Source organism: Geodermatophilus telluris (assembly GCF_900102745.1).
Classification (GTDB): Bacteria; Actinomycetota; Actinomycetes; order Mycobacteriales; family Geodermatophilaceae; genus Geodermatophilus; species Geodermatophilus telluris.
In genome coordinates this window covers 235,973-251,790 of the sequence record NZ_FMZF01000003.1, presented here as the reverse complement: position 1 = coordinate 251,790, position 15,818 = coordinate 235,973, and the positions used below count along the sequence as shown (strand labels likewise).

The window sequence follows — 15,818 nt, the reverse complement described above, 5'->3', positions numbered from 1 at the left end:
GGAGCCCGTGAGCGACGCGGTGGCCGTCGTCTGGGACGACGCGCTGCTCGGCTACACGATGGGCGGCGACCACCCGCTGCACCCCGTGCGGCTGGACCTGACGATGCGGCTGGCCGAGGGCCTCGGCGTGCTGGCGAGCGACCGGCTGGAGGTCGTCGCACCGACCCCGGCCGGGCCGGACCTGCTGACGCTGTGCCACGACCCCGAGTACCTGGAGGCCGTCCGGCGGGCGCCCACCGACGCCGAGGTCGGGCACGGGCTGCACACCCCGGACAACCCCGTCTTCGAGGGCATGTACGACGCCGCGGCGCTCATCGTCGGCGGCAGCGTGCGCGCCGCCGAGCTGCTGCACGAGGGCCGGGCGCAGCACGCGGTCAACATCTCCGGCGGCCTGCACCACGCGATGCGGGACCGCGCGTCGGGGTTCTGCGTGTTCAACGACGCGTCGATCGCCATCGCGTGGCTGCTGCGCCGGGGCTGGGAGCGCATCGCCTACGTCGACCTCGACGTCCACCACGGCGACGGCGTGCAGACCGCCTTCTACGACGACCCGCGGGTGCTCACGGTGAGCATCCACCAGACGCCGCTGACCCTGTTCCCGGGCACCGGTTTCCCCGAGGAGACCGGCGACCCCGACAAGGCGCTGGGCAGCGCGGTCAACCTGGCGCTGCCCAACGGCACCGACGACTCCGGCTGGCTGCGCGCCTTCCACGCCGTCGTGCCGAGCGTGCTGCGGGCCTTCCGGCCGCAGATCCTGGTCACCCAGTGCGGCTGCGACGCCCACCACGAGGACCCGCTGGCCGACCTGGGCCTCACCATCGACGGCCAGCGCGCGGGCTACACGGCGGTGCACGAGCTCGCGCACGAGCTGTGCGAGGGCCGGTGGCTGGCCCTGGGCGGCGGCGGCTACGGGCTGGTGCGCTGCGTCCCGCGGGCCTGGACGCACCTGATCGCCGAGGCGTCCGGGGAGCGGGTGGACCCGGTCACCGAGATCCCGCAGGCCTGGCGCGACGACGTGGTGGCCCGCGGGCTGCGCGCCCGGCCGCCGACGCACATGACCGAGGGCGGCTGGACCGGCTTCTCCGCGTGGGACCCGTTCACCGAGTCGCGCGTCGACCGTGCGATCGCCCGCACCCGCCGGGCGTCCTTCCCGTACTTCGGCCTCGACCCGGACGACCCCCGTGACTGAGGAAGGACCCCTCGAAGGACCACCCGGCCCCCCACCCCTCGCAGGCTCGGGGCGGGCCCCTGCTGGGCGGCCGACCGTGGACCTGATGACGAACGAGGAAGCAGCCGCGCCGCGGCCGCCGGCGCACTGGGAGGCCGACATCATCGCCGCCGACGGCGGCACCGTGCACCTGCGCCCGATCTGCCCGGAGGACGCCGACGGGCTCACCGGCCTGATGGAGCGCAGCTCCGACCAGACCCGCTACCTGCGCTTCTTCGGGCCGATGAAGCGGCTCTCCGACCGCGACCTCTACCGGTTCACCCACGTCGACCACTCCGACCGGGTGGCCTTCGTCGTGCTGCTGGGCGACCAGCTGATCGCCGTCGGGCGCTACGACCGCCTGCCCGGGACCACCGACGCCGAGATCGCCTTCCTCGTCGAGGACGCCCACCAGGGCCGCGGGCTCGGCTCGGTGCTGCTCGAGCACCTCGCCGCGGCCGCCCGCGAGCGCGGCATCACCCGCTTCGTGGCGGAGGTCCTGACGCAGAACGCGCGGATGGTGCGGGTCTTCCTCGACGCCGGGTACCAGGCCAGCCGGTCCTACGAGGACGGCGTGGTCCACCTGACCTTCCCCATCGCGCTCACCGAGGACTCGCTGGCGGTCACCCACGAGCGCGAACAGCGCAGCGAGTCGCGCTCCATCGCCCGGCTGCTCACCCCGTCGTCGGTAGCCGTGGTCGGCGCCAGCAACGACGAGGGCAAGGTGGGCAACGCCGTCCTGCGCAACCTGCTGGAGTACGGCTTCGACGGCCCCATCTACCCGGTCAACCCGAAGGTGCGGCACGTGCGCGGGGTGCCGGCCTTCGCCTCGATCGAGGCCATCCCCGACGACGTCGACCTCGCCGTCGTCTCCGTGCCGGCCGACGAGGTGGCCGGGGTGGTCGAGAGCTGCCGGCGCAAGCGGGTCCGCGGCCTGGTGGTCATCTCCGGCGGCTTCGGCGAGACCGGCCCGGCCGGCCGGGACACCGAGCGCCGGCTGGTCGCCGCCGCCCGCGCCTCCGGCATGCGCGTCGTCGGCCCCAACTGCCTGGGCATCGTCAACACCGACCCGGCGGTGCGGCTCGACGCCAGCCTCGCGCCGCAGGTGCCCGGCCGCGGGCGGGTCGGCTTCTTCGCCCAGTCCGGGGCCCTGGGCGTGGCGCTGCTGGAGCGGGCGCGCAGCCGCAACATCGGCCTGTCCAGCTTCGTCTCGGCGGGCAACCGCGCCGACGTGAGCGGCAACGACCTACTGCAGTACTGGGCCACCGACCCCGGCACCGAGGTCGTGCTGCTGCACCTGGAGAGCTTCGGCAACCCGCGCAAGTTCGCCCGCCTGGCCCGCTCGGTGGCCCGCACCAAGCCGGTCGTGGCGGTGAAGAGCGGCCGGCACGGCGGCCTCGCGCCGGGCCTGGCCGGCACCTCGGTGACCGTCCCCGAGCAGTCGGTGGCCGCGTTGTTCACCTCGGCCGGCGTCATCCGGGTGGACACCGTGGCGCAGCTGTTCGAGGTCGGCATGCTCGCCGCCCACCAGCCGCTGCCGGCCGGCGACCGGGTGGCCGTCGTGGGCAACTCGACGGCGCTGGGCGTGCTGGTCGCCGACGCCGTCCTCGACCAGGGGCTGACCCTGGCGCACGAGGCGCCGGTCGACATCGGCACCGGCGGCAGCCCGGAGGAGTTCCGCGCCGCGCTGCAGGCGGCCGTGGACGACGACGGGGTCGACGCCGTGGTGGCCGTCTTCCTGCCGCCGCTGGTGCGCACGCCGCCCGAGGAGTACGGCCGGGCGCTGCGCGAGGTCTCGGTCGGCTCGGCCAAGCCGGTCGTGGCGACGTTCCTCTCCGCCGAGGGCTTCCTGCCCGAGCTGACCCTGCCCGACGCCGCCGGCATGCCCGCCCGCGGCTCGGTGCCCTCCTACGCGACGCCGGAGCGCGCGGTCATCGCGCTGGCCCGGGTCACCGAGTACGCGCGCTGGCGGCAGCGGCCGGTCGGCACGGTGCCCGAGCTGCCCGACGTCGACGAGGAGCGCGCCCGCTCGGTGGTCCAGGGCGCCCTGGCCGACAGCGCGGGCGGCCGGCCGCTCACCGACGACGAGACGCTGGCCCTGCTGGGCGCCTACGGCATCCCGCTGCTGGGGACGCGGGTGGTCACCGACGCCGAGCAGGCGGTCGCCGCCGCGGACGCCGTCGGCTACCCGGTGGTGCTCAAGTCCACCGCGCCCTGGCTGCGGCACCGCACCGACCTCGGCGGGGTGCGGCTGGACCTGGCCGACGCCGCCGCCGTCCGGGCCGCCTACGCCGCCATCCCGGCCGGCGACCCGGTGATCGTGCAGGAGATGGCGGCGCCGGGCGTGGCCACCGTGGTGGAGGTGCTCGACGACCCGTCGTTCGGCGCGCTGGTCAGCTTCGGCGTCGGCGGGGTGGCCACCGAACTGCTCGGCGACCGCGCCTACCGCACCCTGCCGCTGACCGACCTCGACGCCGCCGAGCTGGTGCGCGCCCCGCGCGCCTGGCCGCTGCTGGACGGCTGGCGGGGGGCCGAGCCGGTCGACGTCGCCGCGCTCGAGGACCTGCTGCTGCGGGTGGCGCGGCTGGCCGACGACCTGCCCGAGGTGCTCGGCCTGAGCCTGTCACCGGTGATCGTCGGCCCGGCGAACCCCTGGCACGGCGGCCGCTCGCTGGTCGTCGCCGGGGGCACCGCGCGGGTCGGCCCGCCCACCGCGCGCGTCGAGCCCGGCGCCCGCCGGATGCGCGACCTGTACTGAGCCGCCGTCGAGGAGCCCCGCCACCCGGTCCCGCGGCTCACCGGCGCCAGAACAGGTGGTGGGTGACCCCGCTCGGGCTGGGGACGACCTCGCGGTGGAAGCGGTCGAGCAGCTCGTCGGGTGAGGTCCACAGCCGCGTACCGGCGCCGAGCTCGAGGGGTGCGACGGCGACGTGCAGCGTGTCGACGAGGTCGGCGTCGAGGAACTGGCGGATCACCGAGGCACCACCCCCGAGGCGGACGTCGGCGCCGCCGGCCGCCGCGCGGGCCTGCTGCAGCACCGTGGCCGGGTCGCCGTCGACGAAGTGGAACGTCGTGTCCGACAGGGTGAACGAGGGCCGCACGTGGTGGGTCATCACGAAGACCGGCGTGTGGAACGGCGGCTCGTCGCCCCACCAGCCCTGCCACTCGAGGTCCGGCCAGGGACCGCGCTGGGGCGAGAACTTGTTCCGGCCCATGATCTCGGCGCCGATGCCGTGCGCGAAGTCGCGGGTGAAGTAGTCGTCGAGGCCGCGGCTGCCGCCCGGCCCGCTGCGCCCGGGGAAGCTCGCGGTGGCGAGGGCCCACGCCATCAGCTCCCGCGGGTCGGCGTGCCCGAACGGTCGCTGCAGGCTCTGTCCCTCGCCCGCGCCGTACCCGTCGCTCGAGACGGTGAAGTTCTGCACCCTCAGCAGCTGGCCCACGGTTCCTCCCCGGTGTCGACGACGGGCTGACCGCCGGCGCCGCCGGAACTCATCGCCACGGCTCAGGGACGGCGGCCGGTGAACGCGAGCAGCTTCGCCCGGTCGTCGGCGTCGTCGGGCACCGTCACCCGCGGGCCGTAGTAGCCGCTGCTGCGCAGCGCGGCGTCCCACGGCTCGATGCCCGCGAGGAAGGCCGACGCCTCGTCCGCGTCGATCGTCTCGTCCTGGCCGGTGGCGCGGGCGAGGTCCCAGGTGTGCACCAGCAGGTCCATGAGGCCGGTCATGGCGACCAGGTCCTCCAGCGGCATCTCCCCGGCGCGGGTGCTGGTGGGCCGGCGGGCGAGGTCCGGGTCGGCGAGCAGGGCCCGGATCGCGGCGTCGGCGGCCCGCCAGGCCGCGGCCGGGTCCTCGTCGACGGAGGGGAGGTCGGGCACCGGCAGGTCCACCGCCGGGAGGTAGAGCGCCGGCATCCACTCGACGAGGTGCCGGACGACGTCGCGGGCCACCCAGCCCTCGCAGGGCGCGGGGTCGTCCCAGCGGCCGGGCGGGACGCCGTCGACCCGCCGGGTGAGGTCGTCGGCCAGCCGCCGCCACCGGTCCGCCGTCGTCGCCATGACCTGCCTCCTCAACCGATCGGTTGACGATGACTCTGGCCCGGTGGAGGACCCCTGTCAACGCCGAGAGCCGGCTCCCCCAGGGGGAGCCGGCTCTCGGAGGTGGCTGGAACGGCCTCCTCGCAGGGGCCCGACCCGAGCGGAGCGGGGGTCGGGGGGGCGAGGAGGTCCTTGCTCAGGCCAGGTAGTCGCGCAGGGCGTCGGCGCGCTGCGGGTCGCGCAGCTTCGCCATCGTCTCGCGCTCGATCTGCCGGACCCGCTCACGGGAGAGACCGAACTGCTTGCCGATCTGCTCGAGCGTGCGGGGCTGGCCGCCGTCGAGACCGAACCGCAGCACGACCACGTCGCGCTCGCGGTCCTCCAGCGTGGACAGGACGGTGCGCACGTCGCCCTTCATCATCTGGAAGGCGACGGCGTCCTCGGCCACCGCGGCGTCGGCGTCCTCGATGAAGTCACCGAGGCGGGACTCCTCGTCGGTGCCGACGGTCTGGTCGAGCGACACCAGGTCGCGGGAGTACTCGAGCAGCTCGGTGACCCGCTCGGGCGTCATGTCGAGCTCGAGGCCGAGCTCCTCGGCGGTGGGCTCCCGCTCGAGCTCCTGGTGCACCCGGCGGCGGGTCCGCACGACCTTGTTGACCTGCTCGGCCAGGTGCACGGGCAGCCGGATGGTGCGGCCGGAGTCGGCCATCGCGCGGGTGATCGCCTGGCGGATCCACCACGTCGCGTAGGTCGAGAACTTGAAGCCCTTGGTGTAGTCGAACTTCTCGACGGCGCGGATGAGGCCGACGTTGCCCTCCTGGATGAGGTCCAGGAACGTCATGCCGTGGCCGGTGTAGCGCTTGGCCACCGACACGACCAGCCGGAGGTTGGCCTCCAGCAGGTGGCGCTTGGCCGCCTTGCCGTCGGCCGCGAGGGCCTTGTAGTCGCGCGCGACGGCCGGGGTGAGCTGCCGCTCGCCGAGCAGCCGCTCGGCGTAGAGGCCCGCCTCGATGCGCTTGGCGAGCTCGACCTCCTGCTCGGCGGTCAGCAGGGCGGTCTTGCCGATGGTGTTGAGGTACACGCGCACCAGGTCGGTCGACACCAGTCCACTGGTGTCCGGCTCGCGGCGCGGCGCGCGGACCTCGAGGGCGTCACTGGGGGAAGACTGGAGGAGCGTCACGGTCTGTCTTCGTCCTTGCGTCTGGTCCGGATGCACCGCCGGTGTGGTGGGCGGTGGCATCCGGACGGGTGGGGCTCCGTGTCCGGCGGAGCACCTCGCTGGGTGGTGCGTTGTGGTCCGTTGTGTTACGCCCCGTCCAACGGTCACGACGGGGACCGTGTTCCACACCCCCGGGATTCACAGCGGGACCACAGGTGGTGTGTTCGGTCACCATCGGTACCCACCCGGTCGCGGGGTCAGACCTCCAGCAGCAAGGTCATCGGTCCGTCGTTGACGGAAGCGACCGCCATGCGTGCTCCGAACACCCCGGTCTCGACCGTGCCGCCGCGTCGCCGCAGCTCCGCGACGACCTCCGCGACCAGCGGTTCGGCGAGCTCGCCGGGTGCGGCGCCGTCCCAGGAGGGGCGCCGGCCCTTGCGCGTGTCGGCGTAGAGGGTGAACTGGCTCACCACCAGCACCGGCAGGCCGAGGTCCGCGGCCGACCGGGCGCCGTCGTCGGTGGGGAACACCCGCAGCTCGTGCACCTTGCGGGCCAGCGCCCGCGCGCGGCCGGCGTCGTCGTCCCGGCCGACGCCGACCAGCGCCAGCAGCCCCCGGCCGACCTCCCCGACGACGGCACCGTCGACGGTCACCGACGCCGACGACACCCTGCTCAGCACCGCCCGCACCGGCCCATCCTCCGCGATCCCCTGCGGGACCACCCCCGCGGTGGCCGGGGGCGCGATCGCGTTGCCCGCCCGTGGGGTGCGCTGGGATGCTCCCGGCGTGTCGGCGCGCTCGGCGGGCCCGTACCTCGACCGTTTCCTGGCGGCCGCGGAGGAGGTCGCCCGGTCGCGCCCCGGCGTGGACCCCGAGGCGGCCCGTGAGGTGTTCCGCGAGGTGGCGCAGCTGCTGCACGACGGCCTCGTCCTCGACGACCTGGACGGGCACGACACCCGGGTCGCCGTCGAGGGGCTCTGCGCCGACCTGGTCGCCGAGGACCCCGGGACCGCTCTGCGGGCCCGGGCCCGGGCGGCCGTGGCCGACCCCGGGGACCTGCACGACCCCCGAGGGGTGTCCGCGGCCTACCTCACCGCCGCGGCGGTCCTGCAGCTCTGAGGCCTCCGGCGCGGCGGGCGGGCCCGCCGCTCAGCCGGGCCCCGGGCCCGGCCGGGGGTCGTCGAGCGCGGGCCGGTCGGCGAACAGCGGGGGGAGGTGGCGCAGCATGAGCACCGACCAGGCCAGGTGGGTCAGGACCGGTGCCTGGATGCCGCCGGTGGCCTGCCGCTGCAGCCCGAAGAGCAGGCCCATGACGATGCTGGCCAGCACGAGCGCCGGGTTGCGCGTGGCGGTGGTGGCCAGCCCGTAGACGGCCGTCGACGTGAGCACCGGCCGGTCGACGCCGACCGCGGCGTACAGCGCCCCGCGGAAGAAGACCTCCTCGGCCACGCCGTTGGCCAGCGTCGTCGTCAGCACCAGCGGGAAGGACCCCTGGTGGGCGTAGCGGAGCACCGACGTGAGGGCCCGGTCGAGGACCGGGATCCGCCGGGCGACCAGCGCGGCGCCGTAGAACGCGCCGAAGGCGGCCACGCCGGTGAGCAGCGGCGTGGCCAGCGGACGCCGGAGCGCGGTGTCCCGGCCGAAGGTCCAGCCCAGGTGCAGCGGCCCGGAGGCCAGCCCGCCGGCCACCCAGGTGCCGGCGACGGCGAGCGTCAGTCCGTAGAACCGCGGCGAGTCCGGCGGCTGGGACAGCGACACCCCGAGCAGGGTGGCGCCGGTCACCGCGGTGCCGGCGGTGATCCGCCGCCGGCGGCGGAAGGCGGCGTCGGACTCGCGGTGGTCGCGGGGCACCCGGTCGACGAGCGTCCGTCGCAGCCACCGGACGACCGGGCCGTGCAGCCCGCGCCGCGCCGCGGTCACCGGCGGGCTCCGCGGCTGAGCCACCCGGCCCGCTGCCCGCGGCCCTGCCGCCGGTGCTCGTGGGCCCGTTCGACGAGCGCCTCGAGGACCATCCGGTCGTAGTCCATCGGCTCGAAGGGCACCACCGAGCGGATGGAGTCGTCGGTGACGACGACCTCGTTGGTCATCGAGTCGATGAGCGACCGGCCGGTCGCGACGTCGACGTCGGTGACCAGCGCCAGCCAGCGGGAGGACAGCCGCGGGCTGAGCAGCGGCACCGGGACGACGAAGAGGTGCCGGTTCTGGACGAGGGCCACCCGGGTGAGCATCTCGAGGTAGGACAGCACCTCGGGGCCGCCCACCTCGTACACCCGGCCCGCGGTCCCCGGCACCCCGAGCACGCCCACGAGGTAGCGGATGACGTCGGCGACCGCGATCGGCTGGGTCCGGGTGCGCACCCAGCGGGGGGTGACCATCGCCGGCAGGTGGGCCACCAGCTGGCGGGTCAGCTCCCACGAGACGCCGCCGTGGCCGACGACGATGCCGGCGCGCAGCACGGTGACCGGCACGCCGGTCTCGCCCAGCAGCCGCTCGACCTGGCGGCGGCTGCGCAGGTGCGGGGAGAGGGTGTCCGCGTCGCGGCCCAGGCCGCCCAGGTAGACGATGCGCCCGGTGCCCGTCGCGGCCGCCGCCCGCGCGAAGGCCCGGGCGGCCGCGGCGTCCGTGCGCTCGAAGTCCGGGTCGGCGAGCGAGTGCACCAGGTAGTACGCCGCCTCGCAGCCGTCCAGGGCCGCGCGCAGCGACTCCTCGTCGCCGACGTCGCCGGCGACCGGGGTGCCCGCCCCGCGGTAGCGCTCCGGGTGCCGGGTCATCGCCCGGACGTCGTGGCCCTCCGCGTCCAGCGCGGTGGCCAGCCGGCTGCCGACGAAGCCCGACGCCCCCGTCACCAGGATCCTCACCGGTGGAGCCTCACCCGGGCGGGCGCGGCGCGCCACCGCGCCGGGCCCGCGCGCGAGCGCGCCGGGCCGACAGGCGGCCGCGCCCCGAGCATGGCGGGGTGCACCGGAGGACGTCGATCGCGCTGCTGTCCGTCGGCCACGCCTGCGTCGACGTCTACCAGGGCGCCGTGGCGGCCCTGGTCCCGTACTTCGTCGCCGAGCGGGACTACGACTACGCCGCCGCCGCAGGCCTGGTGCTCGCCGCCTCGGTGCTGTCGTCGGTCGCCCAGCCTGCGTTCGGTCTCCTCACCGACCGCCGGGCGATGCCCTGGCTGCTGCCGGTCGCCACGCTGCTGGGCGGCCTCGGCATCGCGCTGAGCGGGCTGGGCGGCTCCTACGCGCTCACGCTGGCGTGCGTCGCGGTCTCCGGCGTGGGGGTGGCCGCCTACCACCCCGAGTCCGCCCGGGTGGCCCGGCTGGCCAGCGGGAACAGCCACAGCGCGATGGCCTGGTTCTCCGTCGGCGGCAACCTGGGCTTCGCGACGTCCCCGCTGCTGGTCGCCGCCGTCGTGGGCACCGGCGGGCTGCGGCTGACCCCGCTGCTGGTGCTGCCGGCCCTGGCCGGCATCGCGGTGTTCCTGCCGGTGCTGTCCGCGCTGCACCGGTGGCGGGCCGCCGGGGACGCTGCGGCGGCCGCCGTCCGGGAGGACGACCGGGCGTCCTTCGTGCGGCTGTCGCTGGCCGTGGTCTGCCGCTCGGTCGTCTTCGTCGGGCTGAGCACGTTCCTCTCGCTGCACGCCGCCGAGCGCACGGGCGGCGGCACCGCGGCGGGCACCGCGGCGCTGTTCGTGCTCTACGCCGGCGGCGCGGTCGGCGCCGTGCTCGGCGGCGCGCTGGCCGACCGCTTCGGCCGGGTCGCGGTCTGCCGCTGGTCGTACCTGCTCGCGATCGGCGCGGTCGCCGGCGTGGTGTTCGTGCCGGGACCCGCGCTCTACCCCTTCGTGGCGCTCACCTCGGCCGGCCTCTACGTCCCCTTCTCGCTGCAGGTCACCCTCGCCCAGGACTACCTACCCTCGCGGATCGGCACCGCCAGCGGGATCACCCTCGGCCTGACCGTCAGCATCGGCGGCCTGGCCAGCCCCCTGCTCGGCAGCATCGCCGACGCCACCTCCCTGCAGACCGCCCTGGCGCCGCTCGTCGCGGTGCAGGCGCTGACCTGGCTGCTGTTCCGCACGCTGCCCGACCCCCGCAGACCTCCTCAGCGGACGCGGACTCCGGCGCGGTAGACGCGGTCGACCTCGAGCAGCGCCGCCGGGTCGCGGCGGGGGTCGCCCCGCACGACTAGGAGGTCCGCGTCGTACCCCCGCGCGAGGCGGCCCTTGCGCCCGCCGACGCCGCACGCCGCGGCGGCCGAGGTGGTCGCGGTGGCCAGCGCGTCGTCGAGGGCGACCCCGCGGTCGGTCAGCGCGACGATGCCGAGGGGCAGGACGTCGTGGGGCTTGCCCGGGCTCACGCCGCCGTCCGTGCCGGCCACCACCGTCACCCCCAGACCGACGAGGTCGGCGACCGTGGCGAGGTAGCCCTCCAGGCGCTGGGCGACCGCGGGCAGGGGCGCGGCACCGGGCCGCCGGCCGAGCGTGGCGCCCACGACGACGCCGTCGTCGGCCATCCGCCGGGCGACGCCCCAGTCGACGTCGACGCCGTCGGCGGTGAACCACGAGCAGTGCTCGACGCTGTCCACGCCGGCCGCCACGCTGTCCCGGATGCCCGCCGGACCGTGCGCGTGGGCCGCGACCGGCAGCCCGACGGCACGGGCCTCCGCCACCACGGCAGCGAGGTGCTCGACGTCGTACTGGGACTCGTGGAGGCCGAAGCCCGGGGTGAGGGCCCCGCCGGTCGCCATGACCTTCACGACGTCGCAGCCGCGCTCGGCCCGGTCGCGGACGGCGGCGCGCAGCTGCTCGGTCGTGTCGGCCTCACCGCCCAGGAACCAGCAGTGCCCGCGGGTCCTGGTCAGCGGCGGTCCCGACACCAGCAGCTCCGGACCCGAGGACGGCTCCGCCCGCAGCGCGTCGCGGAGCGCCAGGGACAGGAACCGGCGGTCCCCGAGGTCGCGCACCGTCGTGACGCCGGCGGCCAGGGCGGTGCGCGCGTGGTCCGCCATCCGCCGCAGCAGGACGTCGTTCCCGTCGTGGAGCAGCGGGGTGACCACGTCGGCCGAGCAGTCGAACCCCAGGTGCACGTGGCAGTCGACCAGACCCGGGAGCACGGTGACGTCGCCGAGGTCCGTGACGTCGGGCGGCAGGCCGCCCCCGTCGGTGCACACGTCGGCGACGACGCCGCCCTCGACGAGCACGGCACCGGGACCCCAGGCGCCGGGTCCGCGGTACACCCGGTCGGCGCGCAGCGCGATCATGCCGAGCACCGTGGCAGGCCGACGCCGGGACGCCAGTGCCGGAAGCCCCGGAGCACCCGCGGCCGGGCGGCGCCTCCCGGGGAAGCGGTGGGGCACGATGCGGGCGTGCCGACCCTGCGCACCACCCGGGACGGCGCCGCCGACGACCTGCTGGGCCGCGACCCGCCCGCCCTCGTGCTCGGGATGCTCTTCGACCAGCACGTGCGTCGACGAAGCAGTGGAGCGTGACGCCACCGCTCCGCCCGATCTCCGCTCGCCGCGATCGGCGGGTGCCGCGCCACCGGATGGTCGGCCGGCGGCGAGTGTGGCAGCGACGACCTGGTCCTGTGTCATCGCCTGCCTTCCTCCCGACCAGCGGCTGATCAGGGGTGCTCCGGGGCTTCTCGGCCGCGGTGCCCGCGGCGAGGGCCGAGGCGGCCGTCGTCGCCGTGCGGCGCCGTCCCGAGGAGCTCGCCGGTGCGGATGAGGTGGTCGGCGACGTCGCGCAGCTTCCGGTTGCCGTTCATCGACGCCCGGGCCAGCAGCTGGAAGGCCTGGTCGGGTGTCAGCTTGTAGCGCTCGATGAGCACTCCCTTGCCCTGCTCGATGACGGCGCGGGAGTCGAGCGCCATCTGCAGGTTGTCGGCCTTGTCCCGGGCGCGCTGGTAGAGGTGCAGGTTGCCGGCGGCGACGGCGACGTAGGGCGCGATGCGGCTGGCCAGGGCACGGCTGTCCTCGTCGAACGCGTCGGCCTGGCGGGCGTAGATGTTCAACGTCGCGGTGACCCGGTCTTCCTGGTCGATGGGCAGCGGGACCGACAGGGAGCTGAGGCAGCCGCGCTCGACCGCGCGTGGCAGGTAGTCCCGCCACCGGGTCTCGGTGCGGGTGTCGGTGATCAGGATCATGTGACCGGTGCGGGCGGCGTGCAGGCAGGGTCCGTGGTCACGTTCGTACTGGCGCTCGTCGAGGTCGTCGGCGAGCCGGCCGGTGCTCACCAGCGTGGTGGGGCGGTCGCGGACCAGGAAGGACACCGAGGCCTCGGGGTCACCGGGCATCACGGCTTTGGTGAGCTCGGCCACCGTCTGCAGCAAGCTGTCCATCGACAGCTCGCGCGGGGACAGCCGTCCCAGTCGTTCCAACGCCTCGGCGGGGTTCGCAGGCGCCGGGTTCGGATGACGGGCCACGGCACGGCCGGGTCTGATCGGCACCGAGGCGCGCGTCCTCTGCGTCAACCGGGCCAGGGACCTGGCCTCGAGCAGTGCGGCCCGCTCGTCCAACGCGTCCGCCCTCTCCCGTGCCAGCTGCGCCTTGCGCGTGGCCTCCTGAGCGGCCTGCAGCATCTCGTCGGCGCGACGGCGCGCCTCCCTCGCCTCAGCGACGTGCGCGTCGACCGGCTGGCCGGCCCCGCCGAGCGCGCGCTCGACCGCAGGCTGGGTCGACCCGCCGTCGTGCAGACGGCTCGGGGCACGAGCAGCTGCGGCATCGTCGGGAAGGTCGGGATGGGTCATCGTGATCCGCTCGGGTGGACGAAGCGCGAGCGGGTACTCGGCGCGGTGGCGGGTCCGGGGATCCGGGCCGGCGGGTCGGTGCCGGACCTGCCTCGTCAGGTGCGGAGCGGCATCCGGCCCACCAGGGCGGTTGTACGGTCCCCGGATGGGTTGAGTCCGGTCGTCGGGTCAACGTCGGATCAACGGATCCGGCGGAGGGGGGAGCACGGTGGGGCCGCTCGTCCGGCCGGTGGTCGTCCTGGTCGAGGACGAGCGGGATCTCGCGGTGATGGCGGAGGAGTTCCTGCGCCGCGAGGGGTTCGACGTCGTGCTCGCCGGCGATGGCCGGACCGGGATGCAGCGGCTCGACGACCGTGCGGTGGACGCGGTCGTCCTCGATCTGGGGCTGCCCGACGGCAACGGTCTGGACCTGCTGCGCAGCTTGCGGCGGTCCGGGCGGGCGGTGCCCGTGGTGGTGCTGACCGGCCGCGGCCGGGAGAGCGACCGGGTCCTGGGGTTGGAGCTGGGCGCCGACGACTACGTGGTCAAGCCCTTCTCGCTCCCGGAGCTGGCGGCTCGCCTGCGCGCCGTGCTGCGCCGGTCGTCGGACGCCCGCCCCACCGCGTCGGTGGAGGTGGGGGACCTGGTGATCGACACCGCGGCCCACGAGGCGACCGTCAAGGGCGAGCTCCTGCCGTTGCGACCCCTGGAACACGATCTGCTGGCCTTTCTGGCCGCCTCCCCGCGGCAGGTGTTCTCACCGGAGCAGTTGCTGGAGCGGGTGTGGGGTGGAGGCGCGGACCGGCAGAGCGCGTCCACGGTGGCCGAGCACGTCTACCGGCTGCGGCAGAAGCTGCAGCGTGCCGAGGTGACGACGCCGCGGATCGTGACCGTGCGCGGCGTCGGCTACCGGCTGGACCCGTGAGTCGGCGATGACGTCGGCGCACGAGCTGGACTTCCGGGCGCTGTTCCAGGCGTCGCCATCGCCCTACCTGGTCATGACGGCGGACTTCGTGATCCTGGCGGTCAACCGGGCCTACGCCGAGGCCACGTTCGTCGACCCCGACGCCGTGGTCGGCCGGCCGATGTTCGACGTGTTCCCCGACAACCCCGACGACCCGCTGGCAGACGGGGTGGTGAACCTGCGCCGGTCGCTGGAGACGGTCGTGCGCACCGGCTCCCCGGACGCGCTCGCGCTGCAGCGCTACGACGTCCGCGCGCCGGACGGCACCTTCGTCACGAGGTACTGGAGTCCGGTGAACACCCCGGTGCTCGACGACGACGGCCGGGTGGCGGTGGTCATCCACCGGGTCCAGGACGTCACCGACCTGGTGCGGCTCCGCGAGGCCGGCCAGGAGCGGCAGCGGTGGGAGGTCGCGCTGTTGACCCGGCTCGAGCAGATGGAGGCCGACCTCTTCACCCGGGCCCGAGAGGTCCAGGACGCCAACCAGCGCCTGCGCGAGCTCAACGACCAGCTCGAGATGACCACGGCGGCCCTCCGAGCGCAGACCCGCGCGAAGGACCAGTTCCTGGCCACCCTGTCGCACGAGCTGCGCAATCCGCTCGCAGCGGTCCGGGCGGCCCTCGACGTGCTGGCGCTGGATCTGTCCGGGCACCCGGCTCTGGACGTGCTCGACCGACAAAGCGGGGCGCTGACCCGGATGAGCGACGACCTGCTCGACGCGGCCCGCGGTCTCACCGGACGCCTGGCCGTGCGGCGACAGCGGATCGACCTGCGCGCAGTGGTGGAGCAAGCCGTCCACGACACCGGGTCCACCCGAGGGACCGCGGGCAGACCGGTCGGACTGCACCTTCCGAGCACGCCGGTGATCGTCAGCGGCGATCCCGTGCGACTCGCCCAGGCCATCGCCAACCTGCTCGACAACGCCTACAAGTACACCCCCGCCGGGGCCGCGATCACCGTCGAGCTCGCCGCCCACGCAGAGGTCGCCGAACTGCGCGTCCGCGACACCGGGCCGGGGCTGCCCCCCGACCTGGCCGGTTCGCTCTTCGAGCCGTTCACCCGGGCGGCTGATCCCGGTCGGGGCGCCCCCGAGGGCCTCGGCCTGGGGCTGGCCGTGGTCCGCGGCATCGTCGAGGCGCACGGAGGCACGGTGACCGCGCGCAGCGACCCGGCCGTCGGAGGAGCCGTGTTCAGCGTCCGACTCCCGGTCCTCACGTCTTCGGAGGAGGGCGCCGACCAGGGGGCCGCGCCCTCAACCGCTGCGCCGACGGCGTCGTTGCGGGTCCTGGTGATCGACGACAACGAGGACCTGGCCCGCTTCTACGCGTCCCTCCTGCGGGAACTCGGGCACGAGGTGACGCTCGCCTCCAGCGGGGAGGGCGGAGTGGCCGCCGCGCAGGAACCCTTCGACGTCGTGCTCTGCGACATCGCGCTCGGTGCGGGCATCGACGGGTACGAGGTGGCCCGGCGGCTCCGCGGTTCGCGGGCCCACCGCTCGACCGGCCTGGTCGCCGTCTCCGGGTTCGGCCGGGAGGAGGACCGGGTGCGGGCCCGTGAGGCAGGGTTCGACCGCCACCTGACGAAGCCGCTCGGGATGGACGACCTCGACCAGCTCCTCCGCTCGCTGGCCGGAGACGCGGCGGAGCGCGGAGCCCGGTTGAGCGCTGCGGAGCCGGTCGACGAGGAACACGGTGGGGACGCGGGGTGAGTGCGCCCGGTTCGCCCTGCGGCACCAT

Annotated in this window: 15 protein-coding genes; 7 read left to right on the top strand and 8 right to left on the bottom strand. The window is 75.2% G+C overall.

Going from position 1 to position 15,818, the window contains the following annotated elements:
- Window positions 1-7 precede the first annotated feature (7 nt).
- Together BLQ97_RS11670 and BLQ97_RS11665 are read left to right on the top strand one after the other, a co-directional pair.
- Window positions 8-1,189, top strand: a complete 1,182-nt coding sequence (locus tag BLQ97_RS11670; protein ID WP_091366045.1) for an acetoin utilization protein AcuC — start codon at window positions 8-10, stop codon at window positions 1,187-1,189.
- 85 nt (window positions 1,190-1,274) lie between these two features.
- Window positions 1,275-3,965 carry a bifunctional acetate--CoA ligase family protein/GNAT family N-acetyltransferase gene (locus BLQ97_RS11665; RefSeq protein WP_091366418.1) on the top strand — a complete coding sequence of 897 codons (2,691 nt, stop codon included), beginning with the start codon at window positions 1,275-1,277 and terminating at the stop codon, window positions 3,963-3,965.
- A gap of 37 nt (window positions 3,966-4,002) precedes the next feature.
- Here the strand turns inward: BLQ97_RS11665 and BLQ97_RS11660 are convergent, their stop codons facing one another.
- The 4 genes from BLQ97_RS11660 to dtd all read right to left on the bottom strand — a co-directional run bounded on the left by BLQ97_RS11660 (window position 4,003) and on the right by dtd (window position 7,088).
- Window positions 4,003-4,647 carry a dihydrofolate reductase family protein gene (locus tag BLQ97_RS11660; RefSeq protein WP_091366044.1) on the bottom strand — a complete coding sequence of 215 codons (645 nt, stop codon included), beginning with the start codon at window positions 4,645-4,647 and terminating at the stop codon, window positions 4,003-4,005.
- 62 nt (window positions 4,648-4,709) lie between these two features.
- On the bottom strand, window positions 4,710-5,261 hold the full coding sequence (locus BLQ97_RS11655) for a TIGR03086 family metal-binding protein (protein WP_091366043.1): 552 nt from the start codon (window positions 5,259-5,261) through the stop codon (window positions 4,710-4,712).
- A 175-nt stretch (window positions 5,262-5,436) separates the two neighbouring features.
- The gene (gene sigB / locus BLQ97_RS11650) at window positions 5,437-6,420 is read right to left on the bottom strand and encodes an RNA polymerase sigma factor SigB (RefSeq protein WP_091366042.1); all 984 of its coding nucleotides are present in this window, start codon (window positions 6,418-6,420) and stop codon (window positions 5,437-5,439) included.
- Window positions 6,421-6,656: 236 nt separating this feature from the next.
- Window positions 6,657-7,088, bottom strand: coding sequence for a D-aminoacyl-tRNA deacylase (gene dtd / locus BLQ97_RS11645; RefSeq protein WP_091366041.1), 432 nt, complete (start codon window positions 7,086-7,088; stop codon window positions 6,657-6,659).
- 97 nt (window positions 7,089-7,185) lie between these two features.
- Between dtd and BLQ97_RS11640 the strand changes: the two genes are divergently transcribed.
- The gene (locus BLQ97_RS11640) at window positions 7,186-7,518 is read left to right on the top strand and encodes a hypothetical protein (protein WP_091366040.1); all 333 of its coding nucleotides are present in this window, start codon (window positions 7,186-7,188) and stop codon (window positions 7,516-7,518) included.
- Window positions 7,519-7,548: 30 nt separating this feature from the next.
- Here BLQ97_RS11640 and BLQ97_RS11635 read toward each other — a convergent pair whose 3' ends face one another.
- Complete coding sequence (locus tag BLQ97_RS11635; RefSeq protein ID WP_175471693.1) at window positions 7,549-8,319, bottom strand: CPBP family intramembrane glutamic endopeptidase; 771 nt, start codon at window positions 8,317-8,319, stop codon at window positions 7,549-7,551.
- Complete coding sequence (locus BLQ97_RS11630) at window positions 8,316-9,257, bottom strand: NAD(P)H-binding protein (RefSeq protein ID WP_091366039.1); 942 nt, start codon at window positions 9,255-9,257, stop codon at window positions 8,316-8,318. Before BLQ97_RS11630 ends, BLQ97_RS11635 begins: the two co-directional genes overlap by 4 nt.
- Window positions 9,258-9,355: 98 nt before the next feature.
- Between BLQ97_RS11630 and BLQ97_RS11625 the strand changes: the two genes are divergently transcribed.
- The gene (locus BLQ97_RS11625) at window positions 9,356-10,522 is read left to right on the top strand and encodes an MFS transporter (protein WP_091366038.1); all 1,167 of its coding nucleotides are present in this window, start codon (window positions 9,356-9,358) and stop codon (window positions 10,520-10,522) included.
- On the opposite strand, the gene BLQ97_RS11620 is transcribed toward BLQ97_RS11625, so the two are convergent.
- Window positions 10,495-11,652, bottom strand: coding sequence for an amidohydrolase family protein (locus tag BLQ97_RS11620; RefSeq protein WP_091366037.1), 1,158 nt, complete (start codon window positions 11,650-11,652; stop codon window positions 10,495-10,497). The two genes, BLQ97_RS11625 and BLQ97_RS11620, sit on opposite strands and share 28 nt — an antisense overlap.
- A gap of 105 nt (window positions 11,653-11,757) precedes the next feature.
- Here BLQ97_RS11620 and BLQ97_RS24215 point away from each other — a divergent pair, with 105 nt between their 5' ends.
- Window positions 11,758-11,880, top strand: a complete 123-nt coding sequence (locus BLQ97_RS24215) for a hypothetical protein (RefSeq protein ID WP_281181401.1) — start codon at window positions 11,758-11,760, stop codon at window positions 11,878-11,880.
- Window positions 11,881-12,014: 134 nt separating this feature from the next.
- On the opposite strand, the gene BLQ97_RS11615 is transcribed toward BLQ97_RS24215, so the two are convergent.
- Window positions 12,015-12,731, bottom strand: a complete 717-nt coding sequence (locus BLQ97_RS11615) for a GAF and ANTAR domain-containing protein (RefSeq protein ID WP_091366036.1) — start codon at window positions 12,729-12,731, stop codon at window positions 12,015-12,017.
- Window positions 12,732-13,347: 616 nt separating this feature from the next.
- On the opposite strand from BLQ97_RS11615, the gene BLQ97_RS11610 reads away from it, so the two are divergent.
- The gene (locus tag BLQ97_RS11610) at window positions 13,348-14,043 is read left to right on the top strand and encodes a response regulator transcription factor (RefSeq protein WP_217637157.1); all 696 of its coding nucleotides are present in this window, start codon (window positions 13,348-13,350) and stop codon (window positions 14,041-14,043) included.
- 7 nt (window positions 14,044-14,050) lie between these two features.
- Window positions 14,051-15,790: a hybrid sensor histidine kinase/response regulator gene (locus BLQ97_RS11605; RefSeq protein ID WP_091366035.1), complete on the top strand. Its 1,740-nt coding sequence runs from the start codon at window positions 14,051-14,053 to the stop codon at window positions 15,788-15,790.
- The last annotated feature ends 28 nt before the right edge of the window (window positions 15,791-15,818 follow it).